This window comes from Rhodococcus sp. 06-470-2 (genome assembly GCF_002258235.1).
Lineage (GTDB): Bacteria > Actinomycetota > Actinomycetes > Mycobacteriales > Mycobacteriaceae > Rhodococcoides.
The window spans coordinates 38,928-55,138 of record NZ_NOYB01000003.1 but is presented as its reverse complement, the minus strand read 5'-3'; the positions used below and the strand labels follow the sequence as shown (position 1 = coordinate 55,138).

15 protein-coding genes are annotated in these 16,211 nt (G+C 65.8%); 8 read left to right on the top strand and 7 right to left on the bottom strand.

Annotated elements, in window-relative coordinates:
- Positions 1-133: 133 nt before the first annotated feature.
- Both CH276_RS01285 and CH276_RS01280 read left to right on the top strand, forming a co-directional pair.
- On the top strand, positions 134-1,864 hold the full coding sequence (locus CH276_RS01285; RefSeq protein WP_094628690.1) for a diguanylate cyclase domain-containing protein: 1,731 nt from the start codon (positions 134-136) through the stop codon (positions 1,862-1,864).
- Positions 1,865-1,868: 4 nt separating this feature from the next.
- On the top strand, positions 1,869-3,095 hold the full coding sequence (locus tag CH276_RS01280; RefSeq protein ID WP_094628688.1) for an AGE family epimerase/isomerase: 1,227 nt from the start codon (positions 1,869-1,871) through the stop codon (positions 3,093-3,095).
- A 32-nt stretch (positions 3,096-3,127) separates the two neighbouring features.
- Here the strand turns inward: CH276_RS01280 and CH276_RS01275 are convergent, their stop codons facing one another.
- The 4 genes from CH276_RS01275 to CH276_RS01260 are packed head-to-tail and all read right to left on the bottom strand — an operon-like array spanning position 3,128 to position 6,984.
- Entirely contained in the window at positions 3,128-3,955 is an 828-nt protein-coding gene (locus CH276_RS01275; RefSeq protein ID WP_094628686.1) for a fumarylacetoacetate hydrolase family protein, read from the bottom strand.
- A 3-nt stretch (positions 3,956-3,958) separates the two neighbouring features.
- Positions 3,959-4,891: a VOC family protein gene (locus CH276_RS01270; RefSeq protein WP_094628684.1), complete on the bottom strand. Its 933-nt coding sequence runs from the start codon at positions 4,889-4,891 to the stop codon at positions 3,959-3,961.
- 1 nt (position 4,892) lies between these two features.
- Positions 4,893-5,396 (bottom strand): DUF3237 domain-containing protein, encoded by a 504-nt coding sequence (locus CH276_RS01265; RefSeq protein ID WP_217901348.1) that lies wholly within the window; start codon positions 5,394-5,396, stop codon positions 4,893-4,895.
- Position 5,397: 1 nt separating this feature from the next.
- Positions 5,398-6,984, bottom strand: a complete 1,587-nt coding sequence (locus tag CH276_RS01260) for an MFS transporter (RefSeq protein ID WP_094628682.1) — start codon at positions 6,982-6,984, stop codon at positions 5,398-5,400.
- Positions 6,985-7,131: 147 nt separating this feature from the next.
- Here CH276_RS01260 and CH276_RS01255 point away from each other — a divergent pair, with 147 nt between their 5' ends.
- The 4 genes from CH276_RS01255 to CH276_RS01240 are packed head-to-tail and all read left to right on the top strand — an operon-like array spanning position 7,132 to position 12,602.
- Positions 7,132-7,917, top strand: a complete 786-nt coding sequence (locus CH276_RS01255) for an IclR family transcriptional regulator (protein ID WP_045198486.1) — start codon at positions 7,132-7,134, stop codon at positions 7,915-7,917.
- A gap of 59 nt (positions 7,918-7,976) precedes the next feature.
- Complete coding sequence (locus CH276_RS01250; RefSeq protein ID WP_254923842.1) at positions 7,977-9,596, top strand: FAD-dependent monooxygenase; 1,620 nt, start codon at positions 7,977-7,979, stop codon at positions 9,594-9,596.
- The gene (locus CH276_RS01245) at positions 9,589-11,133 is read left to right on the top strand and encodes a carotenoid oxygenase family protein (protein WP_094628680.1); all 1,545 of its coding nucleotides are present in this window, start codon (positions 9,589-9,591) and stop codon (positions 11,131-11,133) included. Before CH276_RS01250 ends, CH276_RS01245 begins: the two co-directional genes overlap by 8 nt.
- Before the next feature lie 17 nt (positions 11,134-11,150).
- Complete coding sequence (locus CH276_RS01240; RefSeq protein ID WP_094628678.1) at positions 11,151-12,602, top strand: aldehyde dehydrogenase family protein; 1,452 nt, start codon at positions 11,151-11,153, stop codon at positions 12,600-12,602.
- 44 nt (positions 12,603-12,646) lie between these two features.
- Here CH276_RS01240 and CH276_RS01235 read toward each other — a convergent pair whose 3' ends face one another.
- Together CH276_RS01235 and CH276_RS01230 are read right to left on the bottom strand one after the other, a co-directional pair.
- Positions 12,647-12,928: a hypothetical protein gene (locus CH276_RS01235; protein WP_094628676.1), complete on the bottom strand. Its 282-nt coding sequence runs from the start codon at positions 12,926-12,928 to the stop codon at positions 12,647-12,649.
- Positions 12,929-13,026: 98 nt separating this feature from the next.
- A complete protein-coding gene (locus CH276_RS01230) occupies positions 13,027-13,560 on the bottom strand; it encodes a CGNR zinc finger domain-containing protein (RefSeq protein ID WP_032395222.1) in 534 nt (177 codons plus the stop codon).
- 39 nt (positions 13,561-13,599) lie between these two features.
- On the opposite strand from CH276_RS01230, the gene CH276_RS01225 reads away from it, so the two are divergent.
- Positions 13,600-14,601 (top strand): EamA family transporter, encoded by a 1,002-nt coding sequence (locus tag CH276_RS01225; RefSeq protein ID WP_045198491.1) that lies wholly within the window; start codon positions 13,600-13,602, stop codon positions 14,599-14,601.
- Positions 14,602-14,609: 8 nt separating this feature from the next.
- Here the strand turns inward: CH276_RS01225 and CH276_RS01220 are convergent, their stop codons facing one another.
- Complete coding sequence (locus tag CH276_RS01220; RefSeq protein WP_032395220.1) at positions 14,610-15,254, bottom strand: TetR/AcrR family transcriptional regulator; 645 nt, start codon at positions 15,252-15,254, stop codon at positions 14,610-14,612.
- Between the two features lie 73 nt (positions 15,255-15,327).
- Here CH276_RS01220 and CH276_RS01215 point away from each other — a divergent pair, with 73 nt between their 5' ends.
- Positions 15,328-16,194: an SDR family oxidoreductase gene (locus tag CH276_RS01215; protein WP_045198492.1), complete on the top strand. Its 867-nt coding sequence runs from the start codon at positions 15,328-15,330 to the stop codon at positions 16,192-16,194.
- Positions 16,195-16,211: the final 17 nt, after the last annotated feature.

Genomic DNA, 16,211 nt, shown 5'->3' with positions numbered 1-16,211 from the left:
GCGGGTGGTTCGTCCGCTTTGGTCGGTTCGGCCCACACCCAGCAGTTCAGACCCCGCGGAGGTCATCGATGCCGCACATGCCGCACTCCCACTCCGACGCGGTCCCGGACGCGACCGACAGAGAGTCCGTCGGATGAGCGGTTGGCTCTGGGTCGTGATCCTGAACGCGATCACAGCGTCGGCGTATCTCGGGATCGTGCTGTTCATCGTTCGTGGGCTGCGTCGCACCGCCCAGCTTCGAAAGAATCGATTGGCGCTGGCAACCGCCGCCATCTTCACCACCTGCGCGGCTCACCATGTGTTGCATGCGGTTCACCTGCTCGCGGGGGCCGGGCACAGCGAACATGCAGGCGGCGGAACGATCGCGATCATGCGGGAGTCCATGGGCGGCGATCTGGATGTCGCAGTGACCTTGTCGACCGCGTTGGCGGGTGTTGTGTATCTCGGAATGCGCCGCTCCTACGGGCCACTGCTTCGCTCGCCGGCGATGTTCGACGATGCCAGTGAGGCTCGGTACCGTCAGCTCGCCGCGAATCTGCCCCACACGACGGTGTTCATCGTCGACCGTGACCTTCGATTCGTCCTGGTCGAAGGTGCCGATCTGGTCGCGGAGGGCTACGACCCGCACCGGATGGAAGGGAAGTTGCTCGAGGACACGGTGCCACCGGAGGTCTTCGCGCACGCCGCGCCGTACTACCGGGCAGCTGTCGCAGGGGAGGAATCCTCCTTCGATTCCGTCAGCGCCGGGACCGGAAGAGTCTTCCAGGTTCGAGCCCGGCCGCTGCGCGACGAGGCCGATGCCATCGTCGGTGCCATGGTGCTGTCGGAGGACGTGACGGCCGAGCGTGAGGCGCGGGCGGAGCTGGATCGTGCGCGAGCATTCCGGGACGCCGTGTTGACCGCGTCGCCGGATATCGCGACGGTCGTCGACGTCGACACGGGGCACCTGACGTGGGCGTCGCGCAGCCTCCGCTCGTTGATCGGTACCGCGACCGCCGGTGATCCGGAGGGGCGGCCCGGCGGAGATTCGACGGTCGACGGTGCCGAGGATTCGTCCGACATCGAGGTGCTTGTGGAGGACCTCGACATCGTTGCGGCGGCCGACCGGGCCGCTGCATCGTTGGCAGACGGGGAAAGCCTCACGACTCAGTACCGAGTGCGTGGCCTCGGCGGTGAGACCCGGTGGTTGTCGCGTCGAACCACGCCCTTTCGCCGGGGGCCGTCGGGTGAGGTGCTGCAGGTGCTTTCGGTCCTCCGAGAGGTGACCGACGTCGTCGAGGCCGAGCGTGCTCTCGAACGTGCGGCGCTGCAGGATCCGTTGACGGGACTGCCCAATCGCATGCTGCTGTTGGACCGGATCGGCTCTGCGATCGATCGGGGCGCGCGCACCGGCATCGCGGCGGTGGTGCTGTTCTGCGACCTGGACGGTTTCAAGAGCGTGAACGACAGCGGTGGACATGCTGCGGGCGACGCGGTGCTGGTCGAGGTGGCACGGCGTCTGCGCGCGATACTGAGAAGCGACGACTTCATCGCCCGGGTGGGCGGTGACGAATTCGTCCTGGTCCTCGACGCCCAGATGGACGACCCGGCCTCGGACGCGGACGGACTCGCGGGCAGCGTGGCTGCGCGGATCAGGGCCGCGCTGGCCTCGGCCATCGAGTTCGAGGGACGGCAGTACGAGGTCTCGGCGAGCATCGGAATGGTGGTGGCCCGCAGGGGTGCCACAGCTCAGGATGTGCTTCGGGACGCGGATTCCGCGATGTACCGGGCCAAGCAGAGCGGCAAGGATCGGATCGAATTGTTCGACGATTCGGAGGGAACTGTCGCGTCCGCCGAACAGGCGATCGCGGGCACAGCACAATGAACGCATGACTCCAGCAGACCCCGGCAACTGGTGGACACTGCCCTCTCATCGATCGTGGCTCGACACCGAGTCGTCTCGACTTCTGGATTTCGGAACCACACTCGACCACCCCGCCGGAGGCGCGGCGTGGCTGGACGATCGCGGTAACCCCGACCTCGACCATCCGGCGCATACGTACATCACCGCTCGGATGGCGCATGTGCACTTTCTCGGGTCCGTGCAGGGCCGACCGGGTTCCCGCAGGAGAGCCGATCGCGTCTTCGACGGACTGTCGACCACGTTGCGGGACAGCACGAACGGCGGCTGGTTCGAGTCCAGTGCCGACGCGGCCTCGCCCGATGCAGTGAAATCGGCGTACACGCATGCCTTCGTAGTGCTCGCCGCGTCGGCTGCCGCCGCGGTGGGTCACGCACGTGGCCGGGAACTTCTCGACGAGGCACTCGATATCGTCGACTCTCGGTTCTGGGACGAACGGTACGGAATGTGTTCGGACACCTGGACTGTCGACTGGTCCGAGCTCGATCCGTATCGCGGCATCAACGCCAACATGCACATGGTCGAGGCGCTGCTGGCCGCCGCCGACGCCGGTGCGCCCGAGCTCTGGCGCGAACGTGCACTGCGTATCTGCGACAACGTATGTCGATGGTCCGCGGCCAACGAGTGGCGCGTCCCGGAGCACTTCACGGCAGAGTGGATCCCGCAGCTCGAGTACAACCGCGACGACGTAGCGAACCAGTTCAAGCCCTACGGTGCCACCGTCGGCCACGGCTTCGAGTGGGCGCGACTCCTCGTGCAGGCAAGTCTCGTTGCGGGCGGGCGGGACTACGTCGACGCGGCCGAGTCCCTCTACGACCGGGCTGCCGTCGACGGCTGGCAGCCCGGGCCCACCCCCGGGTTCGTCTACACCACGGACTGGACAGGGCAGCCGGTTGTCACGGGTCGACTGCACTGGGTGTTGTGCGAGGCGATCGGAGCAGCCGCGACTCTCGGACGCGTTACGGGAGAAGAACGGTACGGCACCGACTATCGAACGTGGTGGGACGTTGCGGCCGACTACTTCGTCGACCGCGTCGACGGCTCCTGGCATCACGAACTCGACTCCCACAACGTTCCCGCGGCAACGGTGTGGAGCGGAAAACCCGATCTCTACCACGCCGTCCAAGCGACGTGGATCAGCCGACATGCGCCGAACACGAGCATGTTGGCTGCGCTGCAGCCCGATTCGGACTGACGAGTGCCACAGGCAGCGCAGACGCACAGATGTCAGTGCACCTCCGCCACCAATCGGTTGCTCACCGACCCGAGGTTGTCGATTTCCACACTCACGTGATCGCCCGGCTTCAGTAACAGCTGAGGCTTGCGGCGGTAGCCCACTCCGCCGGGCGTGCCGGTGAGAATGACATCACCGGGCTCGAGGGTGGTGAACGTGGAGATTGTTGCGATCAGGTTCGGCACCGTGAACAGCAACTGCGACAGATCCGATTCCTGTACCTTCTCGCCGTTGACGATCGTACGGATGCCGCAACTCGCGAGGTCGACCTCTTCGGGGCAGACGACGTACGGGCCGAGGGGAGTGCTTGCGTCCCAGGCCTTTCCCTGCATCCACTGATGCGTCTTGTACTGGTAATCACGCATCGTGATGTCGTTGGCGACGGTGTAACCCAGAACGTGATCGAGTGCGTTCTCCTCGGTGATGCGGCGGCCCGCGCGTCCGATGATCACGGCCATCTCGCCCTCGTAGTCCACCTCGGAACTCTCCGGTGGGACGGCGATGTCGTCGTAGGCCCCGATCAGGCTGGAGGCGAACTTGGGAAACATCACCGGGTACGTGGGGAACTCGCGTCCTGTTTCGGCAATGTGGTCGCGGTAGTTCAGTCCGACGCAGATCACTCGGGCGGGGTCGGTGACAGCCGGGAGGACGCGCACGTCGCCGATCGGTAGACGCTCCCCGGTCAGGCGATCTGCCCCGGCAAGTGCCTCGAGCGAACTGGTTCGCCCGAGTGCGTCGATTCCCTGCAGCGGGATCAGCGAATCCCCGTCGACCTCGCCGACTCCGCGAATACCGTTGTGCTCGTAGCTGATGTAAGCCATAGCTCAGATCTCGCTTTCGCTCGTCTTGCGCCAGCTCGCCAGCTGTCCGCCCCACAGATTCACCGACGCGGGTACCGGACGCCACTGCCGCGTCACGTACGTAGCTCGGTCGTCGTGAAACTTCTCCATCTCGGCCGAGAGCTCGATGTGGTTGCCCGCCGGATCGTCGAAGAAGACGAACAGATTGTTGCCGGGGCCATGGCGTCCCGGGCCCCAGACGACGTCGACACCGATCTCGGTGAGGCGATCGCACCAGGACTTGAAGTCCTCCCACTCGGCGAGGTCGTAGGAGTAATGGTCGAGATCGCCGGGCACACCGTTCTCGACGACGGCCAGAGTGTGGTGATCGCGGTCGCTGCGCAGCCACGCGAACTTGCCGTCCTCGAGCTGATCGGAGATGCGGAATCCGACGGTGTCGACGAAGAACGAGACCATCTGCGCCACGTTGTCGGTGCCGAGAGTGGTGTGCTGGAACTTGATCGGGCGTCGTCCCGGATCGGCAGCGTTCTCACCCTGGCGCGCGACCGGTCCGTGGAAATGCACCGTGGTGCCGTCGGGGTCGGTCACCGAGATGCCCGACGGTGCGCCGACGGCATGGTCGAGGACGGACGGATCCAGATCCGTGACGTCGTGGCCGGCGTCCTTCAATCGTGCGGTGATCCCGGCGATACCGTCGGCATCACGAACCTCGAAGCCGTAGTGAGACAGTGCCTTCGGACCCTCGGTGAGGTCCAGAACGTGGTGTCCGAGGCCCCAGCCGAGGCGCAGGCCGCCGCCTGCGAGCTCCTCCTGCACGGTCAGGCCGACGGTGCGGCCGTAGAAGTCGGCGGTGGCGGCGACGTCGGAAACGGTGAAGCCGAGGTGCGAGACGGCGGTCCGGCGCAGTGTGCCCACGGCTCCACTTTCCTGCAGTCTGTTCCGGGTGGGAGTGGTCATGTCAGTGATCCGCCTTTCGGGGCGTCGATGGGGTGGGAACGGGGGCGTCGGTGTAGACGGTGATACGCACCCGGTCGCCGCGGGTGGGCGGTTCCAAGTGGCCGAGGAACACGCTGTGGTTCAACCACTTCCAACCTGGATCGGCCACCTCGAAGCGAGGGTTGGTGGAGCAGTACCAGTGGTCGATGTCGGCACCACCGCCGGCGAAGATGCGCTCCATTGTGGCATCGTCCTGGGTGCCCCAGCCCTCGTTGGTGACCATGATGGTCACGTCGTCGTCGGTGACGATCGTGTAGCGAGCCCACAGGTGGGTGACGCCGTCGGTGCGCACCAGGTTCCAGTCCGCACCGCCGGGCAGGATCGTCCCGGATCCGGCCGGTCCCTGGAATCGGCCGCCGGTGATCGGGATGACCCGACGCATTCCGTGTGGGGTCGACCCGATCACCACGGGGGGAGCCAGCTCGACGTCGAGGGTGAAGACGTGATGGAGAGTGGGCGTGGACATGTCACTCACCGGCGGGCAGCAGTCGCCCGGCCGTAGGTGATGCTGCCGCGTCGATCGGAGCAGCATCGAGTCCCCTGGGGGCTCCGCCGGGAATGACGAGGGCGATGAGCGCAGCCAGGACGGTGGCTCCGGCACAGACGTAGATGCCGATGTCGAGGCCGGTCTCGAGCGCCGTCCTGGCAAGTGGTGCAACCAGATCCGAGATCGGACCGAGGTCGGCGTTGGCCACCGCCAACGGCCCGCCCTGCTCTGCGACGCCGGATGCCACGCCCACCGCCTCGGGAGGGAGGGAACCGTCGGACAGGGTGGAGGTCAGGGTGGCTCCGGCAACTCCGAACGCCACGGCGCTGACGATCGCGGGCCCGAGGCTCTGCCCGGTCTCGCGAACGAGACTGGTTACCGCGCTGGCCATTCCGGCGTAATCGATGGCGACGGCTCCGACGGCGACGGCCGTCAGTGCGGTGAACATGGTGATGAAGCCGGTGCCGAGCAACAGGATCGGGCCGGTCATCGCGAGCAGCGAGGTGGAGTCGCCGGGTAGCTGAGCCATCCAGAGTTGACCGACGGCCAATGCCGACAGTCCGGTGACCAACAGGGTGCGGGCCGCGACGCGCATCAACAGGCGCGGGAGCAGTGGCGTGAGGAGCAGCGGTACGGCTTGGATGAGAGCGAACGGCACTGCAGCCTGCAGCGGGCTGACGTGCAGGATCGCTTCGAGCTTCACGCTGAGCGCGTAAGCGGTTCCGATGAAGCCGAACATTGCGAGCAAACCGATCAGCGCAGCCGCCGCGAAGGCAGGCGTACGGAACAGCGCGAGATTCAGCATCGGGGTGCGCGCTCGCTGCTCGCTGACGACGAACGCGACGCCTGCGGCGACCGCGAGAACGAAGGCACCCACGATGACGGGGCTCGAATAGCCGTCCACGGAGCCCTGGATCACCGCATACAGCAGGGCGAGCAAGGCGACGGCGATGGTGATCTGGCCCGGCCAGTCGAGTCCGCGTCCGGCGGGATGACGTGAGTCGACGATCACCGCGGCGCTGACCACGGCGGTGACGAGACCCAGAACGGCGGGAATGGCGAACGACCAGCCCCAGCTGAAGTGTTCGGCCGCGAAGCCGCTGATCAGCGGAGCGATCATGGCACCGAACGCCAGGCTGACCGCCCAGAGAGACAGAGCGCGGGCTCGCTCCTGACGATCGGGGGTTGCCGAGACCAGCATGGCCAGTGACGTGGGAAAGATTGCGGCGGCACCGAGTCCGGCGATGGCCTGCCCGGCGATCAGTTGTGTCAGGGTTCCCGACGTTCCGGCGACGACGTCGCCGACGAAGACGAGCACGCCGCCCCAGACGAGCAGCCTCTTGCGGCCGAACATGTCGCCCAGTACGCCGAAATTCAGCTCGAGTATGGCGGTGGGGAGGATGAACGCGGCCGGGATCCAGGCCAGCGCCGCTGCGCTCGCTCCGAGGTCGCGTTGGATCACGCCGAGAATGGGCGCTGCGAGTGAGACGCCCATCTGGGCGACGCCGATCGCGAGGCAACAGGCGATGAGCGTGCCGCGATCCAGTTTCTGGTGGGTGGGGTTCATGGGTTCCTCATCCTGAGGGAATGTCCTGTAAAGCAGGACTACTGTTGTCTAATACAGGACAGTGTTCATGGCCTGGATCACAGCTGTCAAGGGCGAAGATCCGTTTGATGACACTGCAGTCCTGACAATCAGAACTAGGATGGATACATGGCTCCCGAGACGAGTGGATACCGAGAACGCAACAGCACGGCCGACCGCGCGCTGATCATCCTGGGAATGTTCACCGAGGATCGCCTGCAGATCAGCGCCAACGATGTCGCCGAGGCCCTGGGCAGTGCGCGCTCCACGGCGTACCGATATCTGCAGACGTTGGTCGGCGCATCGTTTCTCGAGGAAGCTCCCAATGGCGGCTTTCGGTTGGGTGTCGCAGTACTCGAACTTGCTCGATTGGCCAGGCGCGGTTACGGATTGACGACGATCGCCCAACCCGTGATGCGTGAATTGGCCGACGAGGTAGGGGAAACCGTGTTGCTCACCAGGCTCGTCGACGACACGGCTGTGTGCATCGAGCGGTGCGAGGGGGCCAAGCAGCTGGTGCGTCTGAGCTACGAGCGTGGGAGTCGGCTGCCCATCAATGCCGGTGCGTCGGCGTTGACGCTCCTGGCCTGGCTGCCGGAGAAGGAGATCCGCTCGATCCTGGGTCGGCATGTGCTGCAACGCTTCACCGATCGGACGTTGACCGACGTCGATCGCCTCGTCGATCGCCTCGAGCGCATCCGCACCACCGGCTACGGCGTCACCGTCGCGGAGGTGGACCCGGATGCGATGGGAATCGCCGCACCCATCTTCGACGAGTCCGGTTCGGTGGCAGCGGCATTGAGCATCGTCGCGATCAGACGTCGTGTTCCGGAGGATCGGACCGACGTGCTCGTCACCGCAGTGCGGGCCGCGGCGGAGACTCTGTCGACGAGGCTCGCCGTCGTCAGCTCGTAGCGTGTCCTATTTTATGGGACACCATTCCTATTTAACGTGATGCGCGCTACCTTGGTGGTGTGGACACGAGATTCGACACCCTCTACGACGTAGCGATCTGCGGTGCCGGTCCGGTCGGGATGACCGCGGGCCTGCTGCTCGCTGCACGAGGGCTCCGCGTCATCGTTCTCGAGCGTCGTTCGACGACGAGCGACGAACCCAAAGCGATCAGCATCGACGACGAGGCACTGCGCACCTATCAGCAGGCTGGCGTCATCGACCGAATTCTGCCGATCGTCGTGCCGGGCACGGGAACTCGTTACTACGGCCTCGACGACGAACCGCTCTTCCACGGTGGCGCGGAGAGCGCCTACCGACTGGGCTACCCGTTCAAGAACCCGTTCGCGCAACCGGATCTCGAACGCGTGCTGGCAGCGGCTCTGCATACGGCACACCATGTCACCGTACGGTTCGACACCGAGGTCACCTCGATCGTGCAGGACGCGGACGCCGTGGCCATCGAAGCGGGTGGACGCACGGTGCGCGCCCGCTACCTCCTCGGCAGCGACGGCGGACGATCCACGGTTCGAAACCTGCTGAAGATCGGCATGACCGGACGCAGCCATCCGGAATTGTGGTTGGTGGTGGACACGCTCGGCGACCCTCACATCGAGCGCTACGGAATGCACCATGCCGATCCGAGCAGGCCGCACGTGGTGGTACCCGGACTCGACGGTCGCTGTCGATACGAATTCCGCCTGTTCGACGGCGAGGGCACGGCCACCGACTCGCCACCGTTCGAGCTCATCGAAAGACTCGTCTCGCGCTACCGCCCGATCACACCCGCTCAGGTCGAACGAGCCGTCAACTATCGCTTCCACGGTCTCGTGGCCGACCGATGGCAGCTCGGGCGCTGCTTCCTGCTCGGCGACGCCGCACACATGATGCCCCCGTTCGCCGGTCAGGGTCTGAACTCCGGCATTCGTGATGCCGCGAACCTGGCGTGGAAGTTGGCCGGGGTGCTCGACGGCTGTCTGCACGAAAGCGTCTTGGCCACATACCGATCCGAGCGTGGCCCGCACGCCGCCGCGGTGGTTCGCGCGTCCGAGCGGTTGGGCCGCGTGGTGATGACGACCAATCCTCGTGTCGCGGCCAGGCGCGACGAGTTGGTCCGAGCCGCATTGGCCACCGAGAACGGGCGACGCTGGTTCGAGACCATGGCCTACCGCCCGTCGTACCGATTCTCCGACGGACTCGTACTCCCCGGCGACGACACCGGGAGTGCGATCGGGCAACCCCTGGCCTTCGACTCGGCGACCCGAACCATCCGCCCGCTCGACGAGATTCTCGGAACCGGTTGGGCGCTGATGGGAATCGACGTGCACGACGCGGGGGACTGGTCCCGTGCCCGCGGTATCGCGCGCGGCCTGCACGCCGTCGAGGCCGCAGTGCCCACCGATCGCACGGCACCGAGAATCGACGACGTCAACGTACTGCTCGACGTCGACGGTCGATTGGACGACGAGATGCGCACGTACACCGGCAGATTCGTTCTCGTCCGGCCCGACCGATTCGTCGCGGCCGCGTGGCTTCCGCACGAGGGTGACGACGTTCGAGCCGCGGTGGCGTCGTGGACCGGATCTTCCCCGAGCCCTTCCGAACTGTCCTGTCTCGAGACGAAAGGCGTCAGCTATGCGTGACCTACCCACCCCGCTCCCGACGACACTGGTCCGACGGACCGCGCCTGCGACTGCGCGCCACGAGGCGGATGTCGACTGGAACACGTCCAACAAGTTTCTGAACGGTCCGTTCGCGCCGTGGCACGAGGAGACCGAGGCATTCGACCTCGAGGTCATCGGGAAACTGCCCGACGACCTGGCCGGCGCCCTGTTCCGGGTAGCCGACAACCCCCGCTTCGAGCCGCTCGACACCGACCGCTACCACTGGTGGGAAGGCGACGGCGGAGTCGCCGGCACCTATATCCGCGACGGGAAGGCGTCGTTCCGGATGAAGTGGGTGCACACCGACACCATGAAGATCGAGGTCGAGGCCGGTGAAGCGTTGTACAGCGGTTTCGTCAACGGCTCGGGCAAGGCCAAGCGGGATCTGCCCGTTGGCGCACCGCCGTCCAAGAGCGTCGCCAATACCAACGTCGGCCTGTTCGCCGACCACCTGCTGGTGTACTACGAAGGCGGACTGCCGCATTCGATGCACCCCGAAAGCTTGGACACGCAGGGCACGTACGATTTCGGTGGCGCACTGGATATCCTGTGCACAGCGCACTACAAGATCGAACCGTCGACGGGCAACATGCTCTTCTACTCTGCCATCGGGCCGAATCTGACGTGGTACGAGGCCGATACCAGCGGCACCGTCGTCGATACCGTCACTTTCGACATGGGCTGTCCGGCAATGGTGCACGATTACATCGTGAGCGAACACCTCGCGATCTTCCTGATCTCGCCCAACCAGTTCCGCCTCGACCGCATCATGGCGGGGCGGCCCGGGGTGCTCTGGGACGAATCGGCTACACCGAACGGCAGCAGGTTCGCCGTCCTCGACCGTCGAACCCACGAAGTCACGTGGTACGACACCGGCCTGATGCTGGCCCCGACGCACTTCTTCAACGCCCACGAAACTGCCACGGGAATCGTGGTAGACCTGCACGTCATTGCACGACTGGGCAATCCGGCCGACGATTCGGACGAGCCGATCGACTCGCATTCCTGGTTTCCACCCGCGATGGCCTGGCGGTTCGTGCTCGATACCGCAACCAGGACGACCACCCAGCACATGCACAGCGGGGTGGCGGGCGAGTTCCCGAAGATCAACGACGCGTGGCTGGGCCAGGAGAATCGCTTCGGCTACTTCGCCACCACCCGAAGCCTGTCGCCGCTGACCCTGACGGATGGGCTTGCGCGCCATGACTTCTCGACCGGACAGACGATCGTGCTCGAAGGACCGGACGGATTGACCAGCCCCAGTGAACCGGTCTTCGTTCAGCGTCGAGGCGCGAGCATCGAGAACGACGGCTACCTGCTGACCCTGTGGTGGAATCCGGCGTCCGGTCTGTCCGAACTATTGGTGCACGAGGCCGACTCGTTCACCCGCGAACCACTCGCACGCGTCAAGCTCCCCGTCCGAGTGCCGTTCGCATTCCACGGATCCTGGGCCGAGGCCGAGGTGCTCGACGCAGCGATCGCAGCCCAACCTCGACGAACGAAGAACACCGAGTAGGAAAGAGCAGGACTGACATGGCGAACACACAGGCGTGGACGGCAAAGATCTTCGACGGCGGATGGGTGGACGGCGGTGGTGGAACCCTCGACGTGACCGCGCCGTCCGACGGGTCGGTCGTGGCCACCGTCGGTGCCGCCGACGTCGCCGACCTCGATCGAGCAGTCGCGAAAGCTGCACGTGCGCAGAAGGAATGGGCCGCCAAGCCGTACACCGAGCGAGCGTCGGTCATGACGAGGGCCGCGGAGCTTCTCGCGGACGATCCCGAGCGTCTGACGCGGTGGTTGGTTCCCGAATCGGGATCGAGTCACGGCAAGGCGGGGGCCGAGATCGGACTGGTTCTCGCCGAGCTGACCGAGGCCGCCGCTCTCGCGTCGCAGCCCTACGGGCAGGTGCTGCGGAGTGCGAAATCGCGTTTCTCGGTGGGGCGTTACGTTCCGATGGGCGTCGTCGGCGTGATCAGTCCGTTCAACTTCCCCTCGGTACTGTCCATGCGGTCGGTCGCACCTGCTCTGACCGTCGGCAATGCCGTCGTTCTCAAACCCGATCCGCGAACGCCGATTTCGGGTGGTCTGATCCTCGCCGAGATCTTCGCCGAAGCAGGCCTGCCGGACGGTCTGTTGCACGTACTGCCCTCGGGTGCCGATGTGGGAGCCGCTCTCGTCTCGCACCCCGATGTCCCGTGCATCTCGTTCACCGGGTCCACGGCAGCCGGCCGGCGAATCGCGGAAGCTGCAGCGCCACTACTGAAGAAGGTCCACCTCGAACTCGGCGGGAACAACGCGTTCCTCGTGCTGCCCGACGCAGACATCGAGGCCGCCGCATCGGCGGGCGCATGGGGATCGTTCCTGCACCAGGGGCAGATCTGCATGGCGTCGGGCCGGCACCTCGTTCCCGAGCATCTCGCCGAGCAGTACACCGCGGAGCTTGCGAAGATCGCTGCACGCATCACCGTCGGAGACCCGACCGACCCGTCGAATGCGTTGGGGCCCATCATCGACGAGAACCAACTGAAGCGAGTCGACGGCATCGTGCAGTCCGCGGTGACGGCCGGTGCCGAACTGGCTGCAGGCGGAACGTTCGACGGTCTCCACTATCGGCCGACCGTGCTCGGCAACGTGCCGAAGGATTCGCCGGCGTTCACCGAGGAGATCTTCGGCCCGGTCGCACCCATCACCACGTACCGCACCGTGGACGAGGCGATCGAGATCATCAATTCATCGGAATACGGCCTGTCCGTTGCGATCGTCACCGCGAATCCGTTCGCGGCGTACGAGTTGTCGGACCGAATCCGTTCCGGCGCAGTACACATCAATGATCAGACGGTCGACGACGAGGCGGTCGCTCCGTTCGGTGGCGTGAAGGCCTCGGGTTCGGGTGGGCACTTCGGCACCACCGTCAACCTCGACACCTTCTGTGACCTGCAGTGGGTCACGATGCAGTCGGACATCCAGAGATATCCGTTCTGAGCCCCACAGCCGTTTCGAACCTGCAGCGGCCCCGCATCCAAACGCTAGTCGCGGTGCGGGGTCCGCTCGCCGGTGTTGGGGTCGACGTCGAACAGTTCGTCGGTGTGGTCCGGCGCGTAGACGACCTGCGTGGACTCGCTGGATCGACGACGAGCGCCCTCGCGTACGGCCAGATATCCGCCGGCGAACAGCGCGATTACCGCGATGCCCGCAACGATGGCCCAACCCTCGAAGCCGCCGGCCAATGCGGCGATCAGGCCGCCGATTGCGGCAATTCCGGCAAAGATCAGTACGACGGCCAACATGTTGACGACAGCTCTGGACATGCTTGATACGGGAGGCCTTTTCTCGACCATGGGAGTAATTCCTTTCGATCAGTTCGATCGTGGAATACCCGAAAGCCGATCGACTAAGCCCCGCGGTCCTACTGGGCCTTGCGCGCTCGATACGCGGCAACGGCCGCGCGGTTGCCGCACGTGGTGCTGCAGAACCGACGCGACCGGTTGCGTGAGAGGTCGAGCACCAGCCCGTTGCAGTCCGGATCGGCGCAGACGTCGAAGCGCGAGAGCTCGTCTGCCCGGATGACGTCGATCATGGCCATCGCGGTCTCGACCACGATGCGGGTCACGAGGGGACTGTCGTCGGCGACGGCATGGATGTGCCAGTCGAGATCTCCGTGACGAACCAGCCTGGGCAGGGCCGAGGACTCGGCGAGAAGACGGTTCACCTCCACCACGGCGTCGTCGCGGCTGCTGGTGAGCAGTGCGCGCAGGGTCGGCCGCAGCGCCCTCACCGCCTCGAGCTCGGCGTCGTCGCCGTCGAACCGGCCGGAGTACCCCTGTTCGGTGAAGAACTCGGCGAGCTGCTCCCGCGTGGTCAGCGTGTCCGGGTCCTCGGCCGAATTGACCAAGGCCACGGCGGACAGCAACGACAATTCCGCGTCATGAGCAAAAAGCATGTTGACACCTTACCAAGTCACTCCCTACTGTCACATGTCATGACGGCTTACACTCATGACGCGCAGGTAGATCTCGCGGCCACCCACGACGCTGCGGCGCGGTCGCGTCGACTCTCGGGACTCGGTTTCGCGCTGCTCTCGGCGGCGTCCTTCGGCCTCTCCGGGTCGCTCGCGACGGGACTGCTCGACGCCGGCTGGACGGCCGGGGCTGCGGTGACCGCGCGAATCCTGCTGGCGGCGGCCGTCCTGCTGATTCCGTCGATTCTCGCGTTGCGTGGGCGATGGAGCCTGCTGGCGAAGAACTGGAAGCTGCTGCTCGCCTACGGAGCTTTTGCGGTGGCAGGCTGCCAGCTCGCGTTCTTCAACGCCGTCGGACGGATGGAGGTGGGGGTGGCGCTGCTGATCGAGTTCACCTCGCCTGTGGCCGTCATCGGCTGGATGTGGTTCCGTCACCAACAGCGACCGGGTCGGCTGACCGTGGTGGGCGCACTGCTGGCCGCGATGGGTCTGGTGCTCGTGCTCGACCTGATCTCCGGTGCCGACGTCGACACCGTCGGTGTGCTGTGGGCGCTGGGCTCGATGGCCGGTGCGGCCGTCTACTGGGTGCTGTCGGCGGACGAGAGCAACGGACTCCCGCCGATCGTGCTCGCCGGGGCCGGCCTGCTCACCGGTGGTCTCATCCTGTTGGTCGCAGGGCTGATCGGTATCGTCCCGTTCGCCGCCCCGCTCACCGATGTCACCTTCGTCGATGCGGTTGTGCCGTGGTGGGTCCCGATCATCGGCCTCGGCGTCGTGACGGCCGCACTGGCCTACGTCCTCGGGATCGCCGCGGGCCGACGCCTCGGGTCACGGTTGGCGTCGTTCATGGGATTGATGGAAGTCGTTGCCGCACTTGTGTTCGCGTGGTTGCTGCTCGGTCAGGCTCCGGCACCGATCCAATTGGCCGGTGGCGCACTGGTTCTGCTCGGCGTGGTCGTCGTCAAGTCCGGCGAGCGAGCCACGGCGGAGGAGCCGGTGGAGCCGCTGCAGAGCAGGCCGTGACCTGACGCTCAACCGTCGACGCGGCCGAAGACCACTGCGGCCAGGATGGTGTGGGCGCTGGCGATCACCGAATCCAACGGTTCGCGCTCGGGAGAGAGCAGCCATTGTTGGGCGATGGTGAGGACCGCGCCCACCAGGCCCATGGCCAGTGTTCGACGGTTCGGCCCGGCGAGCCCGTGGCCGGAACCGACCGCCTCGGCCACCTGGAGCACGGTCTCCGAGAACGAGGTCGTGGTCTTGCGGTAGAGCGCATCGACGGTGGACGAGACCCCGAGAATCTCGACGAAGGCGATGCGCGCAGATTTCGGATTCTCGGCGACGAAGGTGAAGAAGCCGGTGAGAGCGGCTCGAAGCACCTGCTCGGTGGAGTCGGCCTCGGCGGCGGCACCGGCCAGGATGTTCTCGCGCATGGCGTCGGTGGCGCGGGCGTAGGTCGCCATCAGCAGGTCCTCGCTGTTGGTGAAGGACTCGTAGAAGTAGCGCTTGGTCAGGCCCGCCTCGCTGCACACCTTCTCCACGGTTGCGGTCCGGTAGCCGGTGGTGCCGAAGACTTCGACGGCTGCGTCGAGCAGGCGAATCCGACGCTCCTGCTGCCGCTGCCGAGGATCGGCACCTCGGTAGGTGCGGCCGACTTCACTGTGAGGGATGGTCACAGACAGATCTTGACACCGCTCGGTATCAGATGCAAAGTGTTCGCAGACAAGCATTCCGATCGAGGGGGAGCACATGGCGGCGTCGACGCTACGGAACAAGGTCGTTCTGATCACCGGGGCGGCACGGGGGATCGGTGCCGCGACCGCGCGGGCGCTCGCCGGCCGAGGTGCCCAGCTGATCCTCGTCGATGTCGACGAAGCCCCGCTCCGTGAGGTCGCGGCCCAGTTGAAGGCAACCGCGTTCGTCGCCGACGTCCGGAACCTCGACGACATGCAGCGGGCCGTCGACGGCGGAATCGAGGCGTACGGCGGCATCGACCTGGTGCTCGCGAACGCCGGAATCGCCAGCTACGGATCGATCATGCAGGTCGATCCCGCCACGTTCCAACGTGTCATGGACATCAACGTGATGGGCGTGTTCAACACCGTCCGCGCTGCGCTGCCGTCGCTCATCGAACGCAACGGCTACATCCTCGTCGTCTCCTCGCTCGCGGCGTTCACCCCGTGCCCCGGCCTGGCCGCGTACAACGCCAGTAAGGCTGCAGCAGAACACTTTGCGAATGCGCTCCGGCTCGAGGTCAACTACCGAGGCGTCGACGTCGGCTCGGCACACATGGCCTGGATCGATACGCCGATGGTGCAGGACGCCAAGTCCGACCTCACCGCATTCCAGGATCTGCTCGCGGTGCTCCCGGGCCCGCTGGGCAAGACGATGACCGTCGACCAGTGCGTCGACGCCTTCGTCGACGGCCTGGCCAAGCGCAAGCGTCGCGTCTACGTGCCGCGGTGGGTGGGAGCAGCGTCGTGGTTCAAAGCCGTCATCACCTCGCGGGTCGGCGATCGCAGCATGCTCGAACACGTGCCGACGATCCTGCCGAAGATGGACGAGGAAGTGGCCCGCCTCGGCAGGTCCGAGAGCGCTCGCAACAAGACCAGCTGATCGAAAGACATCGAAGG